This window comes from Lysobacter auxotrophicus (assembly GCF_027924565.1).
In the GTDB taxonomy this organism is placed as follows: Bacteria; Pseudomonadota; Gammaproteobacteria; order Xanthomonadales; family Xanthomonadaceae; genus Lysobacter_J; species Lysobacter_J auxotrophicus.
Genome location: NZ_AP027041.1, coordinates 3,075,990 through 3,099,989, shown reverse-complemented (window position 1 = coordinate 3,099,989; position 24,000 = coordinate 3,075,990). Strand labels below are relative to the sequence as shown.

Below are 24,000 nucleotides of genomic sequence, written 5' to 3'. Positions count from 1 at the left end.
GTCAGGCCCGCCGGTGATCAGGCATTCGTCGGCAGGCGCACCGTCGCGATGAAACGCCGGCCTTCCTGCTGCGTCAGCACGCTGCCACGACCGCCGGTCAACGCTTCGATACGCACCTGCGAGGCGTTCAGCCCGACCTGATGGCCGGGGCGGTTCTCGCCGCCGGTCGCGAGCGGGTTGATGATCCGCACCACGACGGTGTCCGGCATCGTCGATACCGCGATCTCGAGCTCGCCGCCTTCGGGGCGGCGTTCGATGCCGTGGCGGATCGCGTTTTCCACCAGCGGCTGGATCGACAGCGACGGCACCATGACGCGCGGGATGTCGCGCGGCAGTTTCCATTCGATGCGCAGGCGTTCGCCGAAGCGCAGCGATTCGATTTCGAGGTAACGACGCGCGAGCGCCAGCTCGTCTTCCAGCGTGATGTCGCGCGGGCCGGCGAGAGCGGCGCGGAACAGGTCGGCCAGATCGAGCAGCAAACGCTCCACTTCCTCCGGGCGGCGATGCACGAGCGCCGCGCCGGTGTTGAGCGTGTTGAACAGGAAGTGCGGCCGGATGCGGGCCTGCAGGGCTTCCAGCTCCAGTTGCTTGGCGCGCAACGCGAGCTGCCGCGCGCGCCACTGGCTCTGGAACACCGCGATGCCGAGCGCGCCGATCGTCATGACCATGCCGATCAGGCGCCACTGCGTCCAATGCCAGTCGCCCAGGTCCATGCCCCAGCCTTCGCGGAAGAAGAAGCCGATGGCGGCGGTGATCACCCACGTGCTCACCAGCAGCATCGCCAGCACGACGTACGCGATGCGATGCGGTGGCAGCGAGCGCAGGGGCCGGCGCACCAGGTACAGCGAGGCGATGCTCCACAGCAGCACCCACTGGATCGCCACCGACATCAGCCCGAAATAGCGCAGGCGCTGCTCGTCCAGTCCGGGCGCGAGCGCGAGCAGCAGCGCCAGCGCCTCGCCGGACAGCATCGTCCAGACGATCGCCGTGGGCTGCCACAAGGCGTCCAGCGGACTGTGTGCGGGTTGCGAACTGGGCATTGGAGCACTGCACTGGAGCGGCCGCCGGGCCACCATATTGCCTGCCGGCCCGTGGCGGGGGCCATAGCCGGCAGGCCGCGGGGGGAAGGCCATGCGGGATGCGCGTCACAGCGCCCGCCACGCCCATCGGCCGATCCGACCGCTCGTCCCCGGTGCGCTTGTCCGGGAGCGGCGGTCAGGGAACCATGCCCCCGGGGTGTAAGGGGATTTCCAACTCATGACCAGTTCCGCGAGCCGGGGGTTCACCCTCATCGAGCTCATGACCACGATCGCCGTGCTCGCCATCGGCAGTGCGCTGGCGTATCCGTCGTTCTCGAACGTGATCAAGTCCAACCGCGTCGCGACGTCGACCAACAACGTCATCGCGGCGTTCAATCTCGCGCGCAGCGAAGCGATCCGCAGCAACCGCGGCGGCGGCGTCTGCCCGTCGGCGGACGGCCTCGCCTGCGAGGGCACCGACTGGAACAAGGGCTTCATCGCCTTCACCGACCAGGACGGTGGCGGCACGTGGTCGCCGGGCGACAAGGTGATCCGCTTCTTCGAGCCCAACGACGCGCTGGCGTTTTCCGCCGTGCCGCTGGGCGCCGCGGGCACGACGGTGGAGGTCATCCCCTTCGACCGCACCGGTCGACCGAAGACGCGCGCGCAGCTCACCGTCAAGGCCGCCACCTGCAAGACCGGGCAGGAGTACGTGCGCGTGATCGAACTCGGCCCTGCCGGCCAGACCCGGATGAAAAAGGATACCTGCGCATGACCAGGCGCCCCGCATCCCGCCGCGCACAAGGCGGCTTCTCGCTCATCGAAGTGCTCATCGCGCTGCTGGTGCTCGCGCTCGGCCTGCTTGGCCTGGCCTTCCTCCAGGTGTTGAACGTGCGTTACACGAGCAGCGCCGAGCACCGCACGATGGCGACGAACCTGGCGTCGGAAGTCGTCGACATGATGCGCTCGAACCCGCGCCATCTCGTCGTCTACAACCGCCTGGACAAGGCCTCCTTCGCGAACGTCGCCGTGCCGGCCACCGGCTGCAGCAAGGCGGGCGACAGCGAGGCGACCGCGCAGAACAACGTGGCGCGCTGGCGCTGCGACGTGGTGACGCAGCTGCCCGGCGGCGTCGGCAACGTGGTCGTGGCCGGCAACGATGCCGTCGGCTACACCGCCACGGTCGACCTGGAATGGACCGACGACGTGGGCGCGAAGGACAACGCCGACGCCGTGCGCGGCAAGACCGCCAGTTTCCGAGTGGTGACCACGCTATGAAGACCCTGCACCCTTCGATCGCGCGCAAGGCCGCCGGCCTTTCGCTCATCGAGCTGATGATCGCGATGGTCATCGGCCTGATCCTGCTGATGGGCCTGGTGCAGGTGATGAGCGCCTCGCGCGCCGCCTACCAGCTTTCCACCGGCGTCGCGCGCACGCAGGAAAACGCCCGCTTCGCGGTGGATTTCCTGCAGCGCGACCTGCGCATGGCCGGCCACATGGGCTGCGTCAACGACCAGTCGCACATGGCGCCCGAAAGCCCCGGCTCCACCGATGCGAGCCGCCAGGGCATGAACCTGTGGTTCCTGACCAAGGCCCAGCGCGACGCGCGCACCTTCACCGCGCTGAGCGGCACCAGCTACCCGTTGCGTTTCGACATGGGCGTGCAGGGCTTCGAGGCGCAGGGCACCAGCCCGCAGGACACGGTCACCCTGACCGATGGCACGCCGGTGGCGGGCAACGCCAACCAGTGGGTGCCGGCCCTGCCCACGGCGATCGCCGACCTCAAGCCGGTCCCGGGCAGCGACATCGTGGTGATCCGCTTCCTCTCGCGCGATGGCGTGCCGGCGACGCTGGCGTCCACCTCGGCGACCAACTACACCGTCACGCCCGAGGCTTACGGCACCAGTGTGTCGACCACCGACTCGACCGGCCTGTTCGCGCTGGCCGATTGCCAGCAGGTCAGCATCTTCGCCGCCGACGCGATCAGCGCCGCCGGCGTCATCACCGTTTCCAACACGGGCCTCAACAAGAGCGGCCTGGTCGGCGACGAGTGGAGCTTCGAGAGCACGCAGAACAAGCCCGTGCTCTACCGCGCCGAAACGGTCGTCTATTTCGTCGGCGTCGGCGAGGGCACGAACGTGGACGGCACCAAGCCCCCGTCGCTGTGGCGCGCGCGTGCCATCGCGACCGCCGGCGCGGTCAAGTTCGAGAAGGAAGAGCTGGTCGAAGGCGTCGATTCGCTGCAGCTGCTCTACGGCATGGACGAGAACCTGCCGGTCGCGCTGCCGCGCGGCAACATCGAACGCGTGCGCACCGCCGCCGCGGTCAACACGGCGCCCACCAACAATCCGACCAACGCGCAGGCGGACGAATGGCGTCGCGTCGGCACGGTCCAGATCGGCCTGCTGATGCGCAGCTCGGACCGCTCCGCGTCCGAGCAGGCCGCCGTCACCCCGATCCTGCTCGGCGTGAAGATGCAGCGCGGCGCCAACGATTCCCGCTCCGATGGCCACTACCGCTCCGTCTACGAGACGACGGTGGTGATGCGCAACCGCCTGTTCGGCAACTGAGGCCGCCCCCATGCATCGTGTTCCTTACCGTTCCCCACGCCAGCAGCGCGGTGCCGTGCTGTATGTCGCGCTGATCTTCCTCGTGCTGCTGTCGCTGCTGGGCATTGTCGGCATGCAGGTGGCGGCGCTGCAGGAGCGCATGGCATCCAACTACCGCGCGGTGAACCTCGCCTTCCAGCGCGCCGAAGGGCTCGCGCGCACCGTCGAGGTGCAGGTCAACGCCGACAGCCGTTTCACTCCGCGCCCCGGCGAACGCGACGAGGAGCGTCGTTGCGACGACCCGTCCCCCGTGCGCGGCAGCGCGTGGGCCGTGCTGCGTTCCAACGACGACGATCCGGATACCGCGCTCGTCGCCACGCGCCTGAACGAATGCACCCCCGGTTACTCCATCGCGCAGGGCACCTCGCCGGTGAACGAGAAACCGATGATCTGGCAAGTCTCCTCATTCTCGACCGACCAGGCGGCGTCCCCGACGTCCGATGCCGCGGTCGAAACCGTCTTCATGCCTTAAGGGCTGCACTCCATGAAACTCGAACGATTGCTGATCGTTTCCGCCTGTCTCGCGGGCACCGCGGGCCTGCTGGCCCTGGGCTACGTGGATGCCAACGCCACGCGCCAGGGCGACGGCACGCTCTCGCAGGAGCCGATGCACCTGGGTGCCACGGTGTCGCCGAACTTCATCATGGCCATCGACGATTCCGGCTCGATGACGTTCCAGACGATGTTCCCCGGCAAGGACGGCGAAGGCTGCTGGAGCACGAGCGCGAAGAGCTTCTTCGACGGCACCGCGCTGCGCAAGAGCGGCACCTGCGACTACCTCTACGTGCTGCCCGGCCCGCGCATCAACGATTACTACGGCATCCCGCCGTTCGACATCTACGGTTTCGCGCGATCGCCGGCGTACAACCCGACCTACTTCAACCCCGACGTCACGTACGAGCCGTGGATCCAGCAGACGCTGGTGCCGTACGCCAACGCGGGCGTCGATGAAACGCTGATCGATCCGCGCAAGACGACCAAGGTGAAGCTGTTCGCGGCGCGCTACGAGAAGGTCGTCGGCGAGAGCTTCTTCATGCAGGACGGCATGGTGCTGCCGGACGGCACCAAGTACACGACGTTCAAGTGCGACCGCTGGGACAACAACGGCCGGTGCAACCGCTGGAACGGCGGCGTCGACAAGAGCGAGGAAGTGAAGGGCGGCGCCTACACCTGGAACAAGGGCGCGCAGCCGATCGCCATCGAACACACGCCGGCCGTGGTGTACCTCAAGGAAAGCCGCACCATCGCCGGCTACAGCGCGGCGTTGGAGGTCAAGGACGCGTGCGGCAAGGACTGCTCGCTGTACAAGTACACCCCCGTATCGACCGAGGCCAAGCAGAACTTCGCGAACTGGTTCAGCTTCTACGGCAACCGCAACCGCGCTATGGTCGCCGGCCTGACGCGTTCGCTGAAGGACACCGAAAAGCTGCGCGTGGGCTACTTCACGATCAACTCCACGCTCAAGGACCTGACCATGCGCGACATGGACGTGGTCGCTGACAAGCAGGCGTTGTACGGAGAGGTGATCAAGCTCGATGCCAATGGCAGCACGCCCAACCGCAAGGCGGTCGCGCACATCGGCAACCAGTTCAACAACAATCCCAACATCATCCAGAACGCGTGCCAGAAGAATGCCGGCATGCTGTTCACAGACGGCTACAGCAACCAGGGCGGCCCGACCAATGCCCTGCTTCCCGACGGCAAGGACGGCGATGCGTACGGCAATGCCGACAACGGGATGGGTACGCCCTTCAACGACGGCCACAGCAACACGATGGCCGACATCACCGCGTACTTCTACAACACGCGCCTGCGCGCGAGCTCGCTCGCAGCCGGCAAGGTGCCCACGTCGAATCCGACCCTGTGCGAAGGCACGGGCGACAAGCGGATGCTCGACTGCAACACCAACCTGCACATGAACTTCTACGGCATCACGCTGGGCGCCAAGGGCAAGCTGTTCGGCGTGACCTACGGCGTGCGGGCCGACGGCAGCAACAACGGCGCGCTGGCCACCACCCAGGCGATGGCGCTGGCCTCGTCCCCGGCGTGGGAGCAGCGCACCGACGACAACGAGAACACCGTCGACGAGATCTGGCACGCGACCATGAACGCGCGCGGCCAGTACATCAATGCGCAGACGCCGGCCGACATCACCAACGCGATGCGCAACGTGCTTGCGTCGGTGGGCGTGGGCGGCGGCGTCTCGGGCAGCCTGGCGATCACCGGCTCGCGACTGGGCGACAGCTCGCTGTCGGTCACGCCGCGCTTCAATCGCAACGGCGTGGACTGGTACGGCGACGTCGTCGCGTCCAAGCCCGCCAGTTCGACCGATGCCGATGGCAAGGTGACCTTCACCTACACCACGACCTGGAGCGCGAGCCAGAAGGTGCCGGCGGCGGCGAACCGCACGCTGTACTACGGCACCACCACCGACGACAGCACCCCGGCCGTCGCGAACTTCTACACCGCCGGCCCGAGCACGCTCGCGGCGCTGTGCGCGAACTACGCCAGCGGCACCTGCGGTCCGCTGGGCGGCGCCGACATCAACGCACTGGGCGTGACCGCCACGCAGGCGGTGCAGTACCTCGCCGGCGACGACTCGCTGGAAGGCACCAAGCTTCGCGATCGCACAACGGTTATCGGCGACATCATCAACTCCACGCCGATCGTGGCGGCGCCGACCGACGATTACGGTTACGCGCTGATCCGCAAGGACGATGGCAGCTTCGAGTACGACCCGTACGCCTACACGAAGTACCTGGACGCCAAGAAGACGCGCAAGCGCACGGTGTTCGTCGGCGCCAACGACGGCATGCTGCACGCATTCCATGGCGACACCGGCGTGGAGCTGTTCGGCTACATCCCGTCGGCAGCGGTCGGCTACATGGGCAACCTGCTGTTCCCGTCGAGCCCGAACTTCGAGCACCGTTACTACGTCGATGGTCCGGTCGTCGTGTCGGACGCCCGCCTGGGCACGACGTGGAAGACCGTCCTCGTCGGCACCGCAGGCGCGGGCGCGCGCAGCGTGTTCGGCCTCGATGTGACCAACCCGTCGGGCTTCTCGGCCAGCAACGTGCTGTGGGAAGTCAACGACAAGATCCCGGGCGACATCGGCAACCGCATCGGCTACGTGCTGGGCAAGCCGGTCATCGTCCCCGTCCGCGGCACCGACGGCAGGCCGGTGTGGAAGGCGATCTTCGGCGGCGGCTACGGCAACAAGCTCAACGACGCCGGTACCGCTGCCGACGGCACGCGCGGCACCGTGACGCTGTTCGTGGTCGACATGGCCACCGGCAGCGTCGATTACATCGACGCGAAGGAAAGCAACTACAACCTCGCCAACGGCCTGGGCAACATCGTGGCGATCGACCGCTACCAGTACAACAGCACCGCGAAGGGCTACGTGCTGGGTTCCGACGGCATGGTCGACACCGTGTACGGCGGCGACCTGCAGGGCAACGTGTGGCGTTTCGAGCTGACCTCCAACACCGTGGGCCTGGGCGGCAAGCCGCTGTTCCGCGCGACCAACGGCACGACGCGACAGGCGATCACCGGCGGCTTCGAAGCGGCGGTCGGTCCGCGCGGCGGCGTGATGGTGCTGTTCGGCACCGGCAGCTTCTCGTTCAACTCCGACAAGCTCAACACCGATGTGCAGACCATGTACGGCGTGCTGGACATGCCGAACGAGACGATCAGCCGTCCGCTCACCCGCACCAACCTGCAGGCGCAGACGATGAACGACAAGTTCGTCATCACCTCCACCGACGTGAACTACTACACGCAGCGCGGCTGGTACCTGGACCTCGGCGTCACCAAGACCGACGGCACGTTGGACAAGGCCGGCGAGCGCATGGTCGGCTATCCGAAGATCGAAGGCGGCATCCTGTACTTCACGACCTACGCGCCCAGTGCCGGCGATGCCTGCACCGGCGGCGGCTCGAACTACCTGTACGGTCTGTCGACCCTCAGCGGCGGCGGCGCACTCGGCATCGTGAAGGTGGGTTCGCCCACTGCGACCGGCCTGGGCGAAGGCACCGGCCGCCTGACGCTGGCGACCGACGGTTCGGCACCGGTGAAGGACGTGAGCGTGTTCACCACCGGCAAGCAGGGCGGCCTGACCGGTAATCCGGACGACGCCGCGATCGCCAAGTACGACGCCCAGGGCGACCAGTACTGCATGGCCATCGTGTCCGTCGCCGGTTCGCAGCCGCTGTACCGTGTGCGACCCTGCGGTCGTCAATCCTGGAGACAGATCCGATGAGCAAGGTTGCACCCGGCCGTAATGGCAAGAAGATGCGCGGTTTCACCCTGATCGAGTTGATGATCGTGGTGGCCGTGGTCGCCATCCTCGCGGGCATCGCGTACCCGATGTACAACGACGCGATTCGAAAGAGTCGCCGCGGCCAGGCGAAGGCGGACCTGATCGAACTGACGCAGCTGGCCGAGCGCTATCGCTCGGTCAACGGCACCTACAAGGATTTCGGCAAGCCCGGTGGCGACGGCACGCTGGCGGACGCGTGGGGCAAGTCGCCGCGCACCGGCACGCAGTACTACGTCGTCAAGGCGACCACGCACACGGTCGATACGCTGGTCCTCGAAGCGCAGCCTGTCGCGGGACAGGGCCAGGACAAGGACAAGTGCAAGACGCTGACGATCGACGCGACCGGCAAGAAAAGTTCGACAGGCAGCGATCCGATCAGCTGCTGGTGAACCGGAAGGGCCGCGTGAGAACGCGGCCCTTCGCATTTCCGGCGCCATGGGGCCAGGACAGAAAGGCCGGATGCTTCTGCAACACAACGCAGAACGGGCGCAGGAAGCGCAAGGCGCACGCAAAGAAAAAGGGCTGCGATTTCTCGCAGCCCTTTCTTGAATCTGGCGCCCGAAGTTGGACTCGAACCAACGACCCCCTGATTAACAGTCTCAGGTTGCCTAATGGCTGCGCGCCCTGCGAAATAAGGGCTAGACGGTTAGAGCGCCGTCCAATATTCGCGCAGCCCGGGTCGCATCAGATGGCTGTTTTTAAGCATCCGTCCCTTCAGTTTTGGACGCTTTCGACTGCCCATTTATCGGATCACCCGAACGTCCGCTATCGGCCAGGAGCGGATGCTCTGCTTACCTACAGCTTCCAGACTTTGCTGCCTACCGGGATTTCATCCTCGTGGCTCTCGGCCAGAAACAAGACCAACTTGTAGCCAACGAGTCGGAAGTGGACGAGGCGAACGCGGGCTTTGGCAGTAAGCGACGAACCGTCGGGACGCTCGACAAGTACGGAATAGCTCTCCCCATCTTCCGAGTGGGGTCGCGAAAGATCAGGAGTCAGTGCCAAGCCCTGACCCGCGAGAGCGAAACGATCCTCAATCTCCAGAAGAAGGTCCATTCGTGGCTGCGCCCATGTCCGCATACGGTCGGAAGCGGACATTAGCATCGCCTCGACCGCCCCAGCGACCTCAATGTCCGCTATCGGCCAGAAGCGGACGTTCGCCAACACCTGAATGAAACCGAGCCGCGAAGCGGCTTCGGCTTAAATTAATCGTTAGCCCTTGCCGATCAACTTGACCGGGGAGAGCAGACTCGGATCTTTGACGGTGCAGCGCTGCCAGCCAAAGAAGCAGCGCCAGCGAATGTTTCCACAACCGCAGGACGTCCAGTAGATGAGCCTGCGGGGGATCGCGGATGGGGATGCGGTGCCGCAACCGCTACAAAGAACGTACCCGCCAAGGTGGGCGGACCAAGTGTTTGCACCCCAGGGGTGCACAACGAACAAGGAATTTAGTTCTTCTGCTCGGAGCAGGGGGAGTTTGTGGCGCAGCCACCGCTCTCTCTTAATGCCCAAGCGATAGTGATCGGCCCATTGGTCGTCACCGGGTTTGGCCGGATTTGCCTGGCGGAGCGATGCATGCAGAGTTGCGGACTCCCTAGCGACCTCAGCTTTCCCCAGTGCTTTTAGCTGACGCCGACGATCTCTATCCATAGGGGCAAACTTCCTGATAGCGGACCCGTTGGTCCGGATATACATCTGGCGCCACACCCGCCCCGAATGTGGCTCATCCCCTGATCTGGCGCGAGATTGCGGAAATCTGGGGCCGGCCAACAAACTGGCTTGTGCAACTGGGCCCCAGCCGGGCGAGTTAGACGGCCTAGTCGATGACCGCTTTGGGTCGAAAGCGGACATTAGCATCAGTCTGAGCGCCCGCCCGTCCCCGATGTCCGCTATAGGCCAAGAGCGGACGCCCGCGTATCAGCGCCTGCACGCACCAGAACTTTTTCGATCACCCTCGATCTCGAAGGCATCAACGTCTAGCCAGCGATCCCGCCCATCGGGTGTTTGCCGGTAAGTACCGCAAACGGTCACGGCAACTGATTGACGATGCTGAACGTTCGACTTCAACGCCGCGGAGTAAAGCAATGATCGTTGGCTTGCCTTGAGCGAATCCGACTGGAACACCACCAACCTCTGGCTTCCGGATTCGCAGGACGCCAGGGTCAGACCGTGTTGGTTTGCATCAAGGCAGCCCCGAAGGACGACCTGTTGCCCGTTGAATGATCGGCCGTCGGCAATGACAGCCCCGATGTCGACGCGCTGCGGTTCCACCGAATGATTGCACGCCGCGATGCTCGTCATGAGCACTACCAGCGCAGAAGCCCTCAGTCCGTGCATAGCCCCCCCCAACTGCCGCCCAGTTGCATCGGATGTCCGCTTCGGGTCGAAAGCGGACATTAGCACCTGGGAGGCAGGCCGTACTGGCACATGGCTATCGGACAGGCTTCACGCGCTCCGGCTTCGCCCGATAGTGCTTCCGGGTGACCTTCGCGTCGCCGTGCGCGAGCAGGCGCGTCGCCTCGGCCTCCTCGACGTCGCTGCCGGCCTTCCGGCGCAGGTCGTGCAGCCGCACGTCCGCTACCCCTGAGCGCATGCGTACGGGTCGCCAGAGCGCGCGCAGGCCGCTGGTGGTGTAGGGGCCCGGCCCGCGCTTCGCGTTCTTCCCGCGCGGCCTGCTCTCGAACAGGTACTCGCGCCCGAATCGACGCCACAAGCGCTTCGCCTCGTCGACCACGGCGCGCAGATCGTCGGACCACTCGATGACGACGCGCGCACCGGTCTTGCCGCTGGTGTAGTGGATGCCCTCATCGTCGAGGTCGACCAGGCGCACGCGCAGCACGTCGCCCTGGCGCATGCCGGTCAGGTACGAGAAGCGCAGGATGCAGGCCAGCTTCGGCGACGCCTCCGCGATCAGCTTGTCCAGCTCGTCGTCGGTGACGTAGCGCTGGCGCGGCTTCTCCTCGTTGCGGAACTGCAGACCCTTCGCCGGATCCTCGCCCTTGAATGCGCCGATGCGCCTGGCGTGCGAGTAGGTCGCCGACAGCAGCGCCTTGTCGCGGTTCGCTTGGACGTTGCCCTTGCGCGTGAGGTACTCGAACACGTGGTGCGGCTCGACGGCGTTCAGCGCCATGTGGCCGAAGACCTCGGCGAGGTTCTTCGCGCTGTGGCGATAGCCCTCCAGCGTCGCCGGCTTGAGCCGCTTCGCCGAAGATTCGAGGTAGTGCGTCACCGCTTCGGCGACGGTCTTCACCGTCGGCCGCTCACCGACGATCGCGGCGTACTTGATGAGCGCCGGCCCGTATTCCTTGCCGAGGTTGATCCACGGCTGGTCGCCGCGCACGTAGAAGTAGGTGCCGCGGCGCTGCAGCATGCCGCGCGGAAGGTGCTTGTTGTGCTTACGCGGCCTTCCCATTCAATCCTTCCCAGTTCGGCCCGCGCGTGTTGCCCTTGGCCGGCGCCTTCGTGCTGTTGAGAACGGCCGCGCGCTCAACCAGCGGCCGGCCGGCGCCATTCGGGCGGAACGGCACGCCCATCGCCGCGAGCTTGCGGCACTGAGCCTTCCAGCTGTTCGGGCGCAGGCCGGTCAGTTCACCGACCTCGTCGGGGGAGAGCCAGGTATCGCTCATGCTGCCTCCGTTGCCGCGAGTGATAGACGCGGCTGGCTGGCCAGCCCTTGGGCCGCCGGGTTGATCCACAGGCATTCGGTGCGCATCGCCGTGCCGCGACCGGCGCTGATCCGGGCGCGCTTCTCGTGCGTTGCCCAGCCCGCCAAGCGCTCGTCGTACATCGGCGTCCGGTAGCCGGAGAGGACGACCATGCCTTCCAGCTCGAGCAAGCAGTCGAGCAGTTCGGCGTGCGCAGCCTCGTCCATCTCGTGCCGGTAGTAGCCCGCTTTCCCGGCGTCGAGCACGCGGGTGCTGTGCACGTACGGCGGATCCACGTAGTGCAGCGTGTCCGGACCGTCGTGCTGGCGCATTACGTCGATTGCCGGCCGGTTCTCGACTAGCACGCCGACGAAGCGCTCGGCCACTTGAGCAAGGCCCGGAGGGAACTCCGCCCAGAGGTGCTGCGCGGTGCCGTACGCGCGCTTGCTGTCGATGCGGAACCCGGTCTTGCCCTTCGTTGCCCCGGCGCTGCCGAAACCCATCTGGGCGCGAATCAGGAGGCGACGAGCTCGTTCCACGGGTTCGTCAGTCGGCTCCCACGCTAGGTCGAACTCCGCGCGCGCATACGGGGTGAGGGTGCATCGCCGAACGAGTTGCTCGAGCTGGAACTCGGACTGGAGCACGCGGAACAGATTGACCACGTCACCGTCGAGGTCGTTGTAGACCTCGGCATAGCTACGCGCCTTCTGGAGCAGCACGCCGGCAGCGCCGCCGAACGGCTCGACGTAGGTCTGATGGGGCGGAAGGTGGCTCAGCACCCATGGCGCCAGCCGGAACTTGCCGCCGTGGTAGCGGAACGCCGGCGACTTCATGCTGCCCTCCGGGGCTGCTCATTCCAGATCGATTGATCGCGGGTCCATGCCCAGATCCATTTCCGGCGGCCGCGGCGACCGGTGCGGCTATCCGTTCCGGAACTGCTGAACGCAACGCGCTTCCAGCCGTCGAAGCGGTACGTGTTGCCCGTGTGCAGGCCCGCGTCCTGATAGCTGATCGCCACGTCGTAGCCGGTGCCGGGGAACACGGCCTCGCGCCACAGCCGCAGCGCGACGCGGCACGCCCACGGCTCCCGTGCGCACAGCCTGCTCAGCTCGATGGTGTTCGCGCGCGTCAGGAAGTCCAAGCCCCCGCCCACATGCTCACGAATCAGACTGCTACTGGTGGCCAACGCAACCGGCTCACCGTGCACAAAGAGCGCATGGCAATGCAACGCCGCGCTATTCCCGCGCTCCAGTGGGCCCATTCGATGGCCCCACGCGATCAGAAGAGCTTGCGCCCTCGCGAGGGTGATGCTGTCGAAGGTGGCAACCGGGAACATCACGCGAACAGTCCTCTTTGTTTCGGCTCACGCGCCATCGCCGCGGCGCACCGACGCGCGTTCTGCGCCCATGCGAATAGCGACCAGTACAAGTCGCGGCTGGGCCAGTGACGGCGCCGGCGCGCGCACTCGGCGAGGTGTACCCTCGCAACGTGGATCTGGAACTCGCGCTCATTCATGCGCGGCACCTGTCGGAGGTTGCCATGTGGATCTGCATTCGCTGCAAGGCGGAAGTCACGCCCGACGACTCCCTGCCAGTGATCGACGACTTCGGCGTGTGCTTCATTTGCCCGCAGTGCGGGCGCCGGAATCGGCTCAAGAACATCGGCGAGAACGCGGAAATCGTGCTGATGCAAATCGATCCGCCGGAGTAGCCGTGCGAGCTGTCACCCATTGGCTGCGTCCTCGGGGTGCACGCGGTACAGATGGGCCGGGCAGGTGAACGCCGGCGCTTTACCCTTCGGGGTGATATCTACCCAGTGGCCATCGGCGGAGCTGTCGGTGTAGCCGCGCAGGCGCCACACCTGGATGCGCGCGCCAGAGGCGTGCGCCGCGCGGAGGGTTGCGTACGGGTCGATCTGGTTCATGCGGCTCTCCGGAGTAGGCGGCGCCACCACGGGCGCCGGAGGTGTTCGATTTCCCGCGCTTGCCGCTCGATCGTTTCGGCGGCATCGCGGAGTTGGTTTCGCAGCTGGTCTTTGCGCGGCTGCTTCATTCGTCGCGGCGGGCGAGGGAAGAGGTGCTGGGTCATGCCGCCTTCCTCGCGCTGTTGTTGAAATTGATGAAGCCCAGAGGCTTTGAGACGGCGCCGATGGGCAGCACCTGCGGCGTCTTGCCGGTGCGCGCCATCCATTGCTCGACCGACTCCCGCGGAACCTCCTTCTTGGGCGCCGCCGGCGGCGCGAGCCTGACGACGACGTGCGGCTTCGCCTTGCGGTCGTGCAGGGGCTTCGCAACAGCGGCACGCGCACCGGCTCTTTTCGCGCGCTCCGCAGCGCGCTGCTCTCGCCGAAGGGCGACGTCGCGTTCGTACTGCGCCCGCCGCTCGGCAGCGGCCCGGCGGCGTTCCTCAAGCCACTGCGCACGGGTCCTACCGCCCTTGGCGCGATAGCGCTCTCGCTGTCGCTGTCGAGCGCGTTCGGCCAGCTGTGCCGCGGTGGCTTTGCGAGGCGGCGCCTTCTCGGTGAGGCTGTAGAGTCGACGCACGCCGTCGCGCTTTCGCACCAGCCATCCATCGCGCAGCATGTTGCCGAGCACGACAGTGAACGCGCGCGAGCTCTTGGCTCCAATGCCTGCGGCGATTTCGCCAGGCGTGCGTGGTCCGTCCTGCGTGCCAAGCCATTGCCTGATCATCTGGTAGCGCGAGGTCATGCCTGGCCACCTGCGCGCGCAGCATGCTTTTCCGCCTGCTCTTCGTAGTAGCGCGCACGCTCTTCGCAGCGGTCCGGCGTTTCGAATGGGCTACGGCGCGCGGCGTCGGCGGCTTTACGGAATGCTTCGGCCAGGCCGGCGTCGCTGTGGCGAATCAGGTCCAGTTGGGTATCGTCGTACTTCATGCTCGGGTCTCCGAGCCGTCTTGAAAATGCGGGGCGGACGACGCAGGCTCTTGTTCACCTGACGACTGGGATCGGTTATGGAAGACGTGCGGCATTACACAAAGCAGGGCACCTGGTACGGGCGAAACTTCACCGTCATCGTCTGGGTTAACCGCCCCGGCGAAGCGCGAGTGAGCGAGGTGATAATCGACGGCATGGGGACGTACAAAGACCCAGTGCCCGAGAACTTCGATACCGCGCAGCAAGCCATCGACGCTGGCTTCCGTTTTGCGTGTGGCGAGATTGATAACTGACGCTGTCATCGTTAATTCGGCGGTAATCGGAGAAGGTGATTGGCAAAGTGGCGCCCGGCTGCGGACGGGCGGGGCGGGGTAGTTCCTGCGAGGGGAGCGCAGGGGCGCCGCAGCACGCCTGGGGAATCAGTGCACGACTCCGAGGGAGCGGAGGACGCGACGGACGCGGTTGTGGGTGAAGGGGTTGAAGGTCACGACCACGGGCGGCGTCGCGTCTTCGACGTGCTGGCACACACCACGGCCGAGCACCGGGTCGCGAGTGCCCCATTCGATGGGTTTGAGCACCACGGGATCGCGCGGGCGGTTCCAAAGCTCCTGCTGCGCGTCATCGGTGCGCACGAGGCGCATGGCAGTCTTCCGGGCCATCACTCGGCCCTCCCGTCAGCGCGCTCGGCCCACGAGCACGCGCACGCGCCGTCGACGATCAGCAGCACGACGATGGCCACGACGAAGATGACGTCCACCGCGTTCATGCCTGGACCCGTTCGGTGATGAGGCGCAGCGCGGCCTTCCAGTCCGCAACGACACGCGCCGGGCTGCGGGTGCCGTTGAGGTAGTCCTGCTTCGCTTCCTTCGCATACCTGAGCGCGATGTGCGGCTTCACTCCCATGCGGCGCGCGGCGATGTTGACCTGAGCGAACACGCCGTCGGCCTTCGCTGCAGGAGAGCGGCATGCTGCCTGGAAGAGGTTCACGACGTTGCAGGCACTGGCGATGACCTGCACGGGCGCGATCGCCGGCGCGATGCGCAGTTGGATCACGTTCGACATGTTCAGAGCTCCTTTCCTGCGCGGTTGGGCAGGTGGGGAATGGGAGAGGCCTCGCGCGCCGACGTGGTCGCCTGCGGCTGGTGTGAGGGGAGGGTTTCGCCGGCGCGCTGTTCGTCGTCGGAGAGGCCCAGTCGCGCCATGTCGGCGGCGAGGCGGGAGAAGATCGGGCAGGCGCTCATGCGACTGCTCCCAAGATGCGATCGAGGATGGCTTCGGCGTCCGCGCGGCGGCGCTCATGCCGCGCACGGTCAGCCTTCATGCCGTCGTTCGCGCCGCGGTACTTGCGCAAGCGGGACAGCTCACCGTCGGCGTTCCGCTTGATGCGGTACGCCTCGCGCGCCTGAGCGAGCAGCGCCACGGGATCGTCATTGGCGGCGTCGAGCTGGTTCACGCGACCTGCCTCTCGGTGAAGGTGCCGAGGGCGCGCGAGAGGTCGGTGTCGGTGCGGGACTCGTGGAGGAGCGAGGCGGCGCAGATCAGCTGAGCATCGGCTTCCCGGAGGCGCTGGGCGCAGTCGTGCAGTCCGGCGTCCTCGGCGGCCTGCTGGAGGCGCACGATCTCGTAGTCGGCGACACGCAGGTCCTTGAGGAAAGCGCGGGCCTGCGCTGCTGGGCCGGTGACGACCGTGGTGCCCGGCGGCAAGCGGTACAGGCGGAACTCCAGCGCCGCGGCGGCGCGGGCGTTCTCTTCGGAGTCGGCCTCGATCGTGACGGAGCGCCCGGTGGGCAGGGTCACAAAATGGGGGATGAGCGGCTTACACATGGCCCGTCGTCCTTCGGACTAGCCCCGGCAGTGGGGCGACGGCATGAAAATAGCATGGCTAGTCTTCCGGTCAATAGCCCAGCTATTAGGCTCCGACGAACGGTAGCGCTCTAATGGGTCTGCCCAGGGGTGGGCTCTTGGAGAGGGGAGATGAAGGGAATTCGTGTAACCGTCGCCGCGATCGCGCTGGCGGCACTTTCGGCGTGCTCGACCACCAGCGTCATGCACGCGGGCTACCGCGTTGCGGAAGCGCAAACGTTCTCTTACGAAATCACGAACACAAGCGAGATGAGCGTCGCGGGCCTGGCGCTTCTGCGTGACAGCCTCGACCAGCAGCTGAGCGATCGCCGGCTACTCGCAGTCAACGGCGACCCGGAGGCACTCAAAGTCGACGTCCGGATCAACAACTACTACATGCGCAACGGCGCCGCGCGCTTCCTCGTAGGCATCATGGCTGGACGCGACAACATCCGTAGCACGGTCAAAGTGCTGCGCGCTGATGGCCAGCAGATGGGGCATTTCGAGGTCGAGTCCTACAACGCCACCGCATTGGGTACCTCGTCGGGCCTTGTCGAAAAGCACGCTAAGGAAATCGTCGATCGCGTCGCGGCACTCAAGTCGGCGAGCGCTACGGCACCTGCACTCGGAGCAGTGCCTGCAGTAACTCAGCCTCCCAACGGCGGGATGAAGTGGAAGCCCAAGGGCTTCTGATCACGCGCGAGAACGCACGAGACCAGCATCGTCGAAGCTGACTCCTTCGACGATGCATTCGCGCGCGCGCTCCATGTCCTGAAGCAGGGCGCTCAGCTCGCCATCCTCGAGCAGCTCGATGCCGGGCACGTGGAAGGTTTCTTGCCGCACCAGCCAGCCCAGCTGATACATGCGCTGTAGGTCGCGGATGCGCTGCGTCATTGCCTCGCGCGTAACGCTGTCCATGCCGGGCTCCGGCGGCGGCATGAAAGGCACAACCTTCAGTTCGGGACGCGGAGACTGGACCCGGACAACGCGCTGATCCAGCAGATCAACCAGCTCCCGCAGCTTCCCTTCGTTCATCCCCATTATCGGTTTCCTTCAACCTCGTCGCGAGCTGTCGTTTGAATGCGATGACGTTCGTGAGCGTGAGGGGTTCGGCGCGCTCCACCACCAGGTCTAATGCGGCTTTCACCAGCACCGGATCTGGGAGGTTTTCGACAGGTTCCCCTTTGTCCTCCAGGTAAGCCCGGATGACGATCATCGCGTCGGCGACTGTAGAGAGCGCGATTCCCACATGCTGAGACGGGCCGAGGTCCGGCGCTGGTTCATACCCGGACGTGGGCATGGGGCCGCGGTAGTGATGCGGAGCCTCATCGATCCAAGCGCTCGCCTTCGCCCAGAACCGGCGATGCTCCGTGCTGATCTTGTCGGGCGTTGTGCCGACAGCCCTGGCTGCGTCGGCCGCTCTGTTCGCCGGGATCGCGAGTCTGCGATTGGCCCACTGCCAAACGGTGCCTTGGCTGACGCCGGACCCGATCTCGGCTGCGACCTGCTCCTGCGTCTTCTTCGAGGCGATCAGGCAGCGCTTGAACTCGTCAGAAGCCGCGACGTCGTCTGGGTCAGTTAGGAGGCGGGGGCGGCTCATGCGTAGCGAAGCTACGGATAGCCGTCTGTCGGGACAACGAGCCGAGCTATTGAAAGACGTCAATAGCATGGCTAGTATCCCGGCCTATGAGCAAACCGACACCCCTTGAGCAGGCAGTGAAGGCCATTGGCGGCCAAGCCGCGACGGCGAAGGCGTTGCACCTCACCGCCGGCATGGTCTGGCAATGGGTTAACGGTAAGCGGCCGCTGCCGCCCGAGCATTGCCCGAAGCTCGAAGAGCTCAGCGGCATCCGGTGCGAGCACCTCCGCCCGGACATCGTTTGGACGCGAGACCAGGCGGGGCAGATCACCGGCTACCACGTTCCGCTCGGGAGTGACTCCAACGGCCGCCACGCGGCGAACGATGAGGAGGAATCCCCATCGCACCGACCTAGGGCGGCCTGAGGGGGCGACCGCCATGAAGTCCACCGACCTATACCCGCAAGCCGCCGCGCTCGAAAGAGCGATCGCGCGCCTTTGGACGGCGCCAAGGCGACGCCCATGAGCAACGGCCGACAGGGGGAGGCGGTCGATGGCCTGGCAACGCTCACCGACAACAAACGCGCCACGCGCGCTCGCCCGGCACCACTGCCGGGCATTTCTCCGATCAATTCGTCGCTGCCTGTTCATGACGCCATCGTGCGTCGCATCCGCTGCGACAACCACGTTCAGGTAATCCCCCGATGAACATCATCGACGCCGCGTATCAGACGGTCCACGACTACCCCGGTGGCTCCGAGTCGCTCGCACCGCGCATCGGCATGTCGCCCGCCGTGCTGCGCAACAAGGTCAACCCGAACAACGACACGCACCATCTGACCGTTCGCGAAGCCAACATGATCATGGCGTTCACGAAGGACTATCGGATGCTGCACGCCCTGAGCGCCGAACATGGGTTCGTGCTCCAGAAGGCGGAGGACGCGGCCGAAGGCACCGTCTTCCAGCTGCTGCTGCGTGCGAACGCGGCGGAAGGCGACCTCGACAAAGAGCTCAACGACGCGCTGGCCGATGGCCGCCTGACGCAGAACGAGCTAAAGCGGGTGCTGGCGAAGAACATGGCCCAGGCTTCGGCGCAGATGGCGCTGATGCGGAAGCTGTGCGAGATCGTCGAGCAGGGGAGGGCGTGAGATGCCCAGCCGAGCCCACTGCGAGGAAGTGATGCGCAGGGAACGCGAGATGCTCGCGCGCGGCACGATGACGGCCGACGAGGAGCGCGAGTTCGAGATTTCGAAGGCTTTCGAAATGCACCGCGCCGAGCTGCGCCGAAACCCTGAGGCAATCGCGCCGGAGCTGCCGCTACAGAGGGCCGCCTGATGGCCCGAATTCGCACGATCAAACCGGAGTTCTTCCGTCACGAGGCGCTGCAGGACCTGGAAGCGGAGAACCCGGGCAGCTACGTGATGCTCGTATTCGCGGCACTGTGGGGCCACTGCGACAAGGCCGGCCGCTTCGAATGGAAGCCGCGCTCGCTGAAGCTCGACATCCTGCCGTTCCTGCCCTTCGACATGGCCGCGACGCTGGCGCTGCTGGCGCGCGCTGGGCTGTTGGAGCGCTACACCGTCGACGGGAAGGATTACGGGGTCGTCCCCTCGTTCACCACGCACCAGCGCATCGGCGGGAAGGAAGCGCAGGAGAAACCGAAGTACCCGGGAATGGATGGTGAAGCATCGCCCGTGGACGGGGAAAAGTCGGGAAGCGATGGGGAAGCGACGGGGAAGCGTTCGGGATTGCAGGAAGGGAAGGGAAGGGAAGAGGAAAGGGAAGAGGAAGAGGAAGGGAAAGAACAACTTCCCCCCATACCCCCCGCAAGCGGGGGGCGATCCCCGGGAAAGGGACGTAGCCCGAAGATCACCTTCCGTGCCTTCGCTGACGAGTGCCGCGCCGCGGGCGAGAAGCTCATCCCACCGACGGACCCGGTGTTCGTCCATGCGACTGACATGGGTATCCCGGTGGAGTTCGTGCAGCTCGCCTGGCGCGCCTTCGCGCACAAGTACCGCGACACCGACCGTCGCCAGAAGGATTGGCGCGCGCACTTCCGGAGCGCCGTACGCGGCAACTGGGCGAACGTCTGGTTCTGCCGGCCGGATGGCACGTGCGAGCTCACCACCGTCGGCGTGCAGCTGAAGCGCGAGCGCGACGCGGAGGCCGAACGTAAGGCGCAGCAGGAAGTGGAGGACCAGGCCGCATGACCGCACTCGACCACGAGGCAGGGCGCCTACGGGTGCCGCCGCAATCGATCGAGGCTGAGCAGGCGGTCCTAGGTGGGCTGATGCTCGTTGCCGAGGCGCTCGACGAAGTAGCGGACATCCTGCACCCCGAGATGTTCTATCGGCGCGACCACCGGCTGATCTACAGCGCGATCCTCGCGGCAAAGCAGAAGGGCCGCGGATTCGATGCAGTCGTGCTGGGCGATTGGTTCGAGGCAAAGGGCCTAAGCGAGCACGTCGCCGGCGGCGCGTACCTGATCGAGCTCGCGAACACGACGCCGTCAGCGGCAAACATCCGTGCGTATGCCGAGATCGTCGCGGACAAGGCGCTGCTGCGGCAGTACATCGAGATCGGTACCGGCATGGTCAACAGCGGTTTCCAGCCCGATGGGCGGGAATCGCACGAGCTGATCGCCGAAGCGGCTTCCCGGCTGAGCGAGATCGGCGTGGCGCGAGCGAGCGAAGGCCCGCGGTACGTACGCACAGAGCTCAGCAACGCCTTTGACGACATCGTGGCGCGCTATCGCGGCGAGTCCGCGCCGGCGCTGGTCCCGCCGTGGTCGAACGTCGCGGCGATCCTTCCGGGTCTCGAAGACACGGACCTGATGATCCTCGCGGCGCGCCCAGGCATGGGCAAGACGGCTGCCGCGCTGGAGTTCTGTGACGCCGCGGCGCGCGCTGGCCGGCACGTCGCGCTGTTCTCGCTGGAGATGTCGCGCCGGCAGATGACCCTGCGCCTGATCAGCAACCGCTCCGGTATCGACAACGGGAAGTTGCGCCGGAAGGACGGGCTGGAGGATGAGGACTGGACGGCCCTCACCGATGCGATGCGAGACCTGAAGGAACTCCCGATCGCGATCGACGACCAAGCCGCCATGAACATCGCCGCGCTGTCGGCGCGCGCACGGCGAATGGACGCGCGGCTGAAGGCCGACGGCGAGAAGGGCCTCGGCCTGATCGTGGTCGACTACATCCAGTTGATGAATGGCACCGGACGGGGTGACAAGCGCCACGAGGAGTTGTCGGAGATCTCGCGCGGCCTGAAGCTGCTGGCGAAGGAACTGCACTGCCCGGTGATCGGCCTGTCGCAGTTGAACCGCTCGCTCGAGGCGCGAAGCGACAAGCGCCCGACCATGGCCGATCTGCGTGAGTCCGGGGCGCTGGAGCAGGATGCGGACGTCGTCGCTTTCCTGTACCGCGACGACTACTACACGAAGGACCAGTCGAACGCGCCTGGCATCACCGAGTTCATCGTAGGCAAGCAGCGCAGCGGCCCGACCGATACGGCGTACCTGCGGCACGAGCTGTCCTGCTTTCGGTTCTACGACCACGTCGGATCGAAGCCGTACTACGGGAAGGCCAAGTCCGCGCTGGCGAGCAACGACGGGTTCGACGACGTTGAGATCCCGCGGCGCAGGTCGGTCGCACGCGGAAAGGACGCGGCCAGCCGATGAAGACAGGACGCTCCACGAGTGCTCCCACCATCGCGCAGGCGCACCGATTCGCACTCATCAAGGAGATCGGCTGCATCTGCTGCTGGATCAAGGGCGTGCCGAACGTGCCGGCAGAGATCCATCACCTGACGATCGGCGGCAAGCACGGGCAGAAGCGGCGAGGCCACGACTGCACCATCGGCCTGTGCCAATGGCACCACCGCGGCGTGCTGCCGTACATCGGCGCGCAGCTGGCGGCAGGTCTGGGACCGTCGTACGCGCTGGAGCCGCGCCGCTTCCGAGAGGAGTTCGGCGCAGACGATCTGCTGCTCGACTTCCAGAATCAGGCGATCGCGATGGCGGTGGCCGCATGAAGCGGGGGCATAGCAGGCGTGACGCGAACCATGCGGCGCTCGCGAAGCGATTTGAGGACCTCGGCTGCACGGTGCAGGACCTGTCGCACGTGGGAGTAGCAGGGTGGCCTGACGTGGTGGTGGGCTGCATCGGCCGAAACCACCTTGTCGAATTCAAGAACCCCGAGACGGCATACGGTCGCGCCGGTCTCAGCTCGAACCAGCGCGAATTCGCGCAGCGGTGGCGGGGCGGACAGATGTACGCGGTGAGCACGCCCGAAGAGGTTGACGTGTTGGTGCAGAACTGGAGGAAGGCAGCGTGAGCGAAACACTGGAAGTTCAGATTGAGAAGGCGTGGGACATGCTGCTGAAGATGCCGCCGCGCCGGCGCCGCACCCTGTACTTGACCACCGCCCGCCGTGTCGTCTGGTCGAGCAACGACGTGCGCGCGAGCCACCTAATGGAGGTCGGCACCTATGACCGGAGCATCACGCTGGAGCACCTCCGCGCCGACGTGTTCCACGTGAACGATCAGTACACGAAGCAATTCAAGAAGGTGGCATAGGAGCGGGCATGGCACATCAGGTGGACACGTTTGGCGTGTACGTGCGGGACCGCCTCGAGGAGTGGGGGCGTGAGTTCGCGCTGCATCGCGATTGCGAGTACCTCGGGCACCGATCCAAGGACATGCTGCAAGTGCTGGTCGAACATCGCGGGGAGATGCCGCCCAAGGTGGTCGGCTTCAAGCCGTTGGAGATCCCGCCGATGCCCCAGCAAATTGAGGACATCGTGTGCGACATCGCGCGATACAACCTCGCGCGGGCCGTAGTGCTCCGCGCGTACTACTGTGGCCGAGGGCGCAGGGGCGTGGAGCGGTTTGAGACCGCAAATGAGCTGGCCATGGGGCACGGTATTCCGCGGATCCCGCGCTCCCGTTACTACAATGAGCACGACCTCGGGTTCGCTGAGGTCCGGGGGGTTCTCATGGGCATCTCTCGGGCGGCATGAGCATCGCTTGGTCAGTGGTCTGGCAGAATCAATGGATGAGCGAAGAGCTGACTGACTCCATTCGCGCTGCCTTGGACTGGGCCCGGAGGCAGCCGCCGACATCCATGACAGCCGACCAACTGGCTACGGATGGTCGCCTCGCGCTTGTTTACGTAGAAGTTGCGATGAAGGCCTGCTCAGAGGTATGCGCGCCGGCTCGCGATGAGCGTGAGTTCGTGACACTGCAGCTCCTACGCGCATCCTGCGATCACGCTCGAGCCTTGACGTACTTGTTGGCCAATAACCCACTCGACCTCGCAGGATCTGCGTTGGCGCTGCACCGGTCCCAGATCGAGCAGTTCCTGCGAGCCGTGTTCGTGTGCGACATCGCGTCACCCGACGAGTTGGAGGACTTTCTCGTTGTTGACAAAGGCCCTCGGAGAAAGACTGCCAAGGAGAAGTGGGCCGCGATTTCCACTGTCGATCTGGCTGCGGAGGTACAGGCCAAGATGATCGAGGCAGATGGAGTGGAGTGGGAGTCGCCGAAGCTCGCCAGCATGGTCGCAATGGCATGGGACCCGCTCTGTGGGATGGTCCATGGTGGCCGCTCCGTGCGCGTTATGTACTCGAATTCTTCGCGTCAGATTGGTTGCGCGGTGCCATGGCGCGTATGCACGCAAGCGACGATCAATGCTGTGGCCATCACAAACTTCTGCCTTGCCCAGACCGCGCGCATGGCCCGTTTGGACGAGGCGCAGCTCCATGCGCAGCTGTCCCCCGCGATCGATGCCTTCCGAAATTACCTGCGAGAGCGCAAGACGTACCTCGAGGGTCTAGGAGTTCGCTTCGTGGGGCACATCATCGAGTAGCCCTGTTCTCTGAAATCCCGTTGACAGTCCGGACAGAACACCTACCATTTCAGACACGATGCGATAGAAGCCCTCGGCGAAAGCCGGGGGCTTTTTCGTTTCCGTCATCCACGCCCGGCCGCGGCTCCTCGTCGCCGTCGTTGCGCTCCGCTCGCGGGGTCGCCGGGCACCACTTCCGGTCAGCGCTGCCCGTCGATTCGGGGGAGTCGGCGCGCGCGGCGCTGG

General features: G+C 65.7%; 37 protein-coding genes. 20 read left to right on the top strand and 17 right to left on the bottom strand.

Annotation, left to right across the window (positions count from 1 at the left end; translation table 11 throughout):
• Positions 1-17: 17 nt before the first annotated feature.
• Positions 18-1,040 carry a sensor histidine kinase gene (locus tag LA521A_RS14090; RefSeq protein WP_281779502.1) on the bottom strand — a complete coding sequence of 341 codons (1,023 nt, stop codon included), beginning with the start codon at positions 1,038-1,040 and terminating at the stop codon, positions 18-20.
• 217 nt (positions 1,041-1,257) lie between these two features.
• Between LA521A_RS14090 and LA521A_RS14085 the strand changes: the two genes are divergently transcribed.
• The 6 genes from LA521A_RS14085 to LA521A_RS14060 are packed head-to-tail and all read left to right on the top strand — an operon-like array spanning position 1,258 to position 8,338.
• The gene (locus LA521A_RS14085; RefSeq protein ID WP_281779501.1) at positions 1,258-1,794 is read left to right on the top strand and encodes a GspH/FimT family pseudopilin; all 537 of its coding nucleotides are present in this window, start codon (positions 1,258-1,260) and stop codon (positions 1,792-1,794) included.
• Positions 1,791-2,297 carry a type IV pilus modification protein PilV gene (gene pilV / locus LA521A_RS14080; protein ID WP_281779500.1) on the top strand — a complete coding sequence of 169 codons (507 nt, stop codon included), beginning with the start codon at positions 1,791-1,793 and terminating at the stop codon, positions 2,295-2,297. The genes LA521A_RS14085 and pilV overlap by 4 nt, the downstream gene beginning before the upstream one ends.
• Positions 2,294-3,589 (top strand): PilW family protein, encoded by a 1,296-nt coding sequence (locus LA521A_RS14075; protein ID WP_281779499.1) that lies wholly within the window; start codon positions 2,294-2,296, stop codon positions 3,587-3,589. Before pilV ends, LA521A_RS14075 begins: the two co-directional genes overlap by 4 nt.
• A 10-nt stretch (positions 3,590-3,599) precedes the next feature.
• Positions 3,600-4,100 (top strand): pilus assembly PilX family protein, encoded by a 501-nt coding sequence (locus LA521A_RS14070; protein WP_281779498.1) that lies wholly within the window; start codon positions 3,600-3,602, stop codon positions 4,098-4,100.
• A gap of 12 nt (positions 4,101-4,112) precedes the next feature.
• Positions 4,113-7,889 carry a pilus assembly protein gene (locus tag LA521A_RS14065; RefSeq protein WP_281779497.1) on the top strand — a complete coding sequence of 1,259 codons (3,777 nt, stop codon included), beginning with the start codon at positions 4,113-4,115 and terminating at the stop codon, positions 7,887-7,889.
• Positions 7,886-8,338 (top strand): type IV pilin protein, encoded by a 453-nt coding sequence (locus LA521A_RS14060; protein ID WP_281779496.1) that lies wholly within the window; start codon positions 7,886-7,888, stop codon positions 8,336-8,338. Before LA521A_RS14065 ends, LA521A_RS14060 begins: the two co-directional genes overlap by 4 nt.
• Before the next feature lie 406 nt (positions 8,339-8,744).
• Here LA521A_RS14060 and LA521A_RS14055 read toward each other — a convergent pair whose 3' ends face one another.
• The 6 genes from LA521A_RS14055 to LA521A_RS14030 form a co-directional block, all read right to left on the bottom strand.
• Complete coding sequence (locus tag LA521A_RS14055) at positions 8,745-9,005, bottom strand: hypothetical protein (RefSeq protein ID WP_281779495.1); 261 nt, start codon at positions 9,003-9,005, stop codon at positions 8,745-8,747.
• Between the two features lie 861 nt (positions 9,006-9,866).
• Positions 9,867-10,250: a hypothetical protein gene (locus LA521A_RS14050; RefSeq protein WP_281779494.1), complete on the bottom strand. Its 384-nt coding sequence runs from the start codon at positions 10,248-10,250 to the stop codon at positions 9,867-9,869.
• A gap of 130 nt (positions 10,251-10,380) precedes the next feature.
• Complete coding sequence (locus LA521A_RS14045) at positions 10,381-11,361, bottom strand: tyrosine-type recombinase/integrase (protein WP_281779493.1); 981 nt, start codon at positions 11,359-11,361, stop codon at positions 10,381-10,383.
• On the bottom strand, positions 11,345-11,575 hold the full coding sequence (locus tag LA521A_RS14040) for a DUF4224 domain-containing protein (RefSeq protein WP_281779492.1): 231 nt from the start codon (positions 11,573-11,575) through the stop codon (positions 11,345-11,347). The genes LA521A_RS14045 and LA521A_RS14040 overlap by 17 nt, the downstream gene beginning before the upstream one ends.
• Entirely contained in the window at positions 11,572-12,426 is an 855-nt protein-coding gene (locus LA521A_RS14035) for a DNA adenine methylase (RefSeq protein ID WP_281779491.1), read from the bottom strand. Before LA521A_RS14035 ends, LA521A_RS14040 begins: the two co-directional genes overlap by 4 nt.
• Positions 12,423-12,932 carry a hypothetical protein gene (locus LA521A_RS14030; protein WP_281779490.1) on the bottom strand — a complete coding sequence of 170 codons (510 nt, stop codon included), beginning with the start codon at positions 12,930-12,932 and terminating at the stop codon, positions 12,423-12,425. The genes LA521A_RS14035 and LA521A_RS14030 overlap by 4 nt, the downstream gene beginning before the upstream one ends.
• 149 nt (positions 12,933-13,081) lie before the next feature.
• On the opposite strand from LA521A_RS14030, the gene LA521A_RS14025 reads away from it, so the two are divergent.
• The gene (locus LA521A_RS14025) at positions 13,082-13,303 is read left to right on the top strand and encodes a hypothetical protein (RefSeq protein ID WP_281779489.1); all 222 of its coding nucleotides are present in this window, start codon (positions 13,082-13,084) and stop codon (positions 13,301-13,303) included.
• Between the two features lie 12 nt (positions 13,304-13,315).
• Here the strand turns inward: LA521A_RS14025 and LA521A_RS14020 are convergent, their stop codons facing one another.
• The 3 genes from LA521A_RS14020 to LA521A_RS14010 form a co-directional block, all read right to left on the bottom strand.
• A complete protein-coding gene (locus LA521A_RS14020; RefSeq protein WP_281779488.1) occupies positions 13,316-13,516 on the bottom strand; it encodes a hypothetical protein in 201 nt (66 codons plus the stop codon).
• Between the two features lie 160 nt (positions 13,517-13,676).
• On the bottom strand, positions 13,677-14,300 hold the full coding sequence (locus LA521A_RS14015; protein ID WP_281779487.1) for a hypothetical protein: 624 nt from the start codon (positions 14,298-14,300) through the stop codon (positions 13,677-13,679).
• The gene (locus LA521A_RS14010) at positions 14,297-14,485 is read right to left on the bottom strand and encodes a hypothetical protein (RefSeq protein ID WP_281779486.1); all 189 of its coding nucleotides are present in this window, start codon (positions 14,483-14,485) and stop codon (positions 14,297-14,299) included. Before LA521A_RS14010 ends, LA521A_RS14015 begins: the two co-directional genes overlap by 4 nt.
• A gap of 77 nt (positions 14,486-14,562) precedes the next feature.
• Between LA521A_RS14010 and LA521A_RS14005 the strand changes: the two genes are divergently transcribed.
• Positions 14,563-14,778, top strand: coding sequence for a hypothetical protein (locus tag LA521A_RS14005; protein WP_281779485.1), 216 nt, complete (start codon positions 14,563-14,565; stop codon positions 14,776-14,778).
• Between the two features lie 126 nt (positions 14,779-14,904).
• Here LA521A_RS14005 and LA521A_RS14000 read toward each other — a convergent pair whose 3' ends face one another.
• The 5 genes from LA521A_RS14000 to LA521A_RS13980 form a co-directional block, all read right to left on the bottom strand.
• A complete protein-coding gene (locus LA521A_RS14000; protein WP_281779484.1) occupies positions 14,905-15,126 on the bottom strand; it encodes a hypothetical protein in 222 nt (73 codons plus the stop codon).
• A gap of 121 nt (positions 15,127-15,247) precedes the next feature.
• Positions 15,248-15,547, bottom strand: coding sequence for a hypothetical protein (locus LA521A_RS13995; RefSeq protein WP_281779483.1), 300 nt, complete (start codon positions 15,545-15,547; stop codon positions 15,248-15,250).
• A gap of 2 nt (positions 15,548-15,549) precedes the next feature.
• Entirely contained in the window at positions 15,550-15,726 is a 177-nt protein-coding gene (locus LA521A_RS13990) for a hypothetical protein (protein WP_281779482.1), read from the bottom strand.
• Positions 15,723-15,938, bottom strand: a complete 216-nt coding sequence (locus LA521A_RS13985) for a hypothetical protein (RefSeq protein WP_281779481.1) — start codon at positions 15,936-15,938, stop codon at positions 15,723-15,725. The genes LA521A_RS13990 and LA521A_RS13985 overlap by 4 nt, the downstream gene beginning before the upstream one ends.
• Entirely contained in the window at positions 15,935-16,309 is a 375-nt protein-coding gene (locus LA521A_RS13980; protein ID WP_281779480.1) for a hypothetical protein, read from the bottom strand. Before LA521A_RS13980 ends, LA521A_RS13985 begins: the two co-directional genes overlap by 4 nt.
• 150 nt (positions 16,310-16,459) lie before the next feature.
• Here LA521A_RS13980 and LA521A_RS13975 point away from each other — a divergent pair, with 150 nt between their 5' ends.
• Complete coding sequence (locus LA521A_RS13975) at positions 16,460-17,020, top strand: DUF4410 domain-containing protein (RefSeq protein ID WP_281779479.1); 561 nt, start codon at positions 16,460-16,462, stop codon at positions 17,018-17,020.
• Here LA521A_RS13975 and LA521A_RS13970 read toward each other — a convergent pair whose 3' ends face one another.
• A complete protein-coding gene (locus tag LA521A_RS13970) occupies positions 17,021-17,362 on the bottom strand; it encodes a hypothetical protein (protein WP_281779478.1) in 342 nt (113 codons plus the stop codon).
• Positions 17,331-17,927, bottom strand: a complete 597-nt coding sequence (locus tag LA521A_RS13965) for a hypothetical protein (RefSeq protein WP_281779477.1) — start codon at positions 17,925-17,927, stop codon at positions 17,331-17,333. The genes LA521A_RS13970 and LA521A_RS13965 overlap by 32 nt, the downstream gene beginning before the upstream one ends.
• Before the next feature lie 116 nt (positions 17,928-18,043).
• Between LA521A_RS13965 and LA521A_RS13960 the strand changes: the two genes are divergently transcribed.
• The 11 genes from LA521A_RS13960 (at position 18,044) to LA521A_RS13910 (ending at position 23,775) form a co-directional block, all read left to right on the top strand.
• Positions 18,044-18,331 carry a YdaS family helix-turn-helix protein gene (locus LA521A_RS13960; RefSeq protein WP_281779476.1) on the top strand — a complete coding sequence of 96 codons (288 nt, stop codon included), beginning with the start codon at positions 18,044-18,046 and terminating at the stop codon, positions 18,329-18,331.
• A gap of 96 nt (positions 18,332-18,427) precedes the next feature.
• Positions 18,428-18,613, top strand: a complete 186-nt coding sequence (locus LA521A_RS13955; protein ID WP_281779475.1) for a hypothetical protein — start codon at positions 18,428-18,430, stop codon at positions 18,611-18,613.
• The gene (locus tag LA521A_RS13950; protein ID WP_281779474.1) at positions 18,610-19,053 is read left to right on the top strand and encodes a phage regulatory CII family protein; all 444 of its coding nucleotides are present in this window, start codon (positions 18,610-18,612) and stop codon (positions 19,051-19,053) included. The genes LA521A_RS13955 and LA521A_RS13950 overlap by 4 nt, the downstream gene beginning before the upstream one ends.
• Before the next feature lie 31 nt (positions 19,054-19,084).
• A complete protein-coding gene (locus LA521A_RS13945) occupies positions 19,085-19,240 on the top strand; it encodes a hypothetical protein (RefSeq protein ID WP_281779473.1) in 156 nt (51 codons plus the stop codon).
• Positions 19,240-20,115 carry a hypothetical protein gene (locus LA521A_RS13940; protein ID WP_281779472.1) on the top strand — a complete coding sequence of 292 codons (876 nt, stop codon included), beginning with the start codon at positions 19,240-19,242 and terminating at the stop codon, positions 20,113-20,115. Before LA521A_RS13945 ends, LA521A_RS13940 begins: the two co-directional genes overlap by 1 nt.
• Positions 20,112-21,587 carry a replicative DNA helicase gene (dnaB, locus tag LA521A_RS13935; protein WP_281779471.1) on the top strand — a complete coding sequence of 492 codons (1,476 nt, stop codon included), beginning with the start codon at positions 20,112-20,114 and terminating at the stop codon, positions 21,585-21,587. The genes LA521A_RS13940 and dnaB overlap by 4 nt, the downstream gene beginning before the upstream one ends.
• A complete protein-coding gene (locus LA521A_RS13930) occupies positions 21,584-21,940 on the top strand; it encodes a Ref family recombination enhancement nuclease (protein ID WP_281779470.1) in 357 nt (118 codons plus the stop codon). The genes dnaB and LA521A_RS13930 overlap by 4 nt, the downstream gene beginning before the upstream one ends.
• Positions 21,937-22,242 (top strand): PDDEXK family nuclease, encoded by a 306-nt coding sequence (locus LA521A_RS13925; RefSeq protein WP_281779469.1) that lies wholly within the window; start codon positions 21,937-21,939, stop codon positions 22,240-22,242. The genes LA521A_RS13930 and LA521A_RS13925 overlap by 4 nt, the downstream gene beginning before the upstream one ends.
• A complete protein-coding gene (locus tag LA521A_RS13920) occupies positions 22,239-22,484 on the top strand; it encodes a hypothetical protein (protein WP_281779468.1) in 246 nt (81 codons plus the stop codon). The genes LA521A_RS13925 and LA521A_RS13920 overlap by 4 nt, the downstream gene beginning before the upstream one ends.
• A gap of 8 nt (positions 22,485-22,492) precedes the next feature.
• Positions 22,493-22,927: a hypothetical protein gene (locus tag LA521A_RS13915; RefSeq protein ID WP_281779467.1), complete on the top strand. Its 435-nt coding sequence runs from the start codon at positions 22,493-22,495 to the stop codon at positions 22,925-22,927.
• A 35-nt stretch (positions 22,928-22,962) separates the two neighbouring features.
• The gene (locus LA521A_RS13910; RefSeq protein ID WP_281779466.1) at positions 22,963-23,775 is read left to right on the top strand and encodes a DUF6988 family protein; all 813 of its coding nucleotides are present in this window, start codon (positions 22,963-22,965) and stop codon (positions 23,773-23,775) included.
• Positions 23,776-24,000 lie beyond the last annotated feature (225 nt).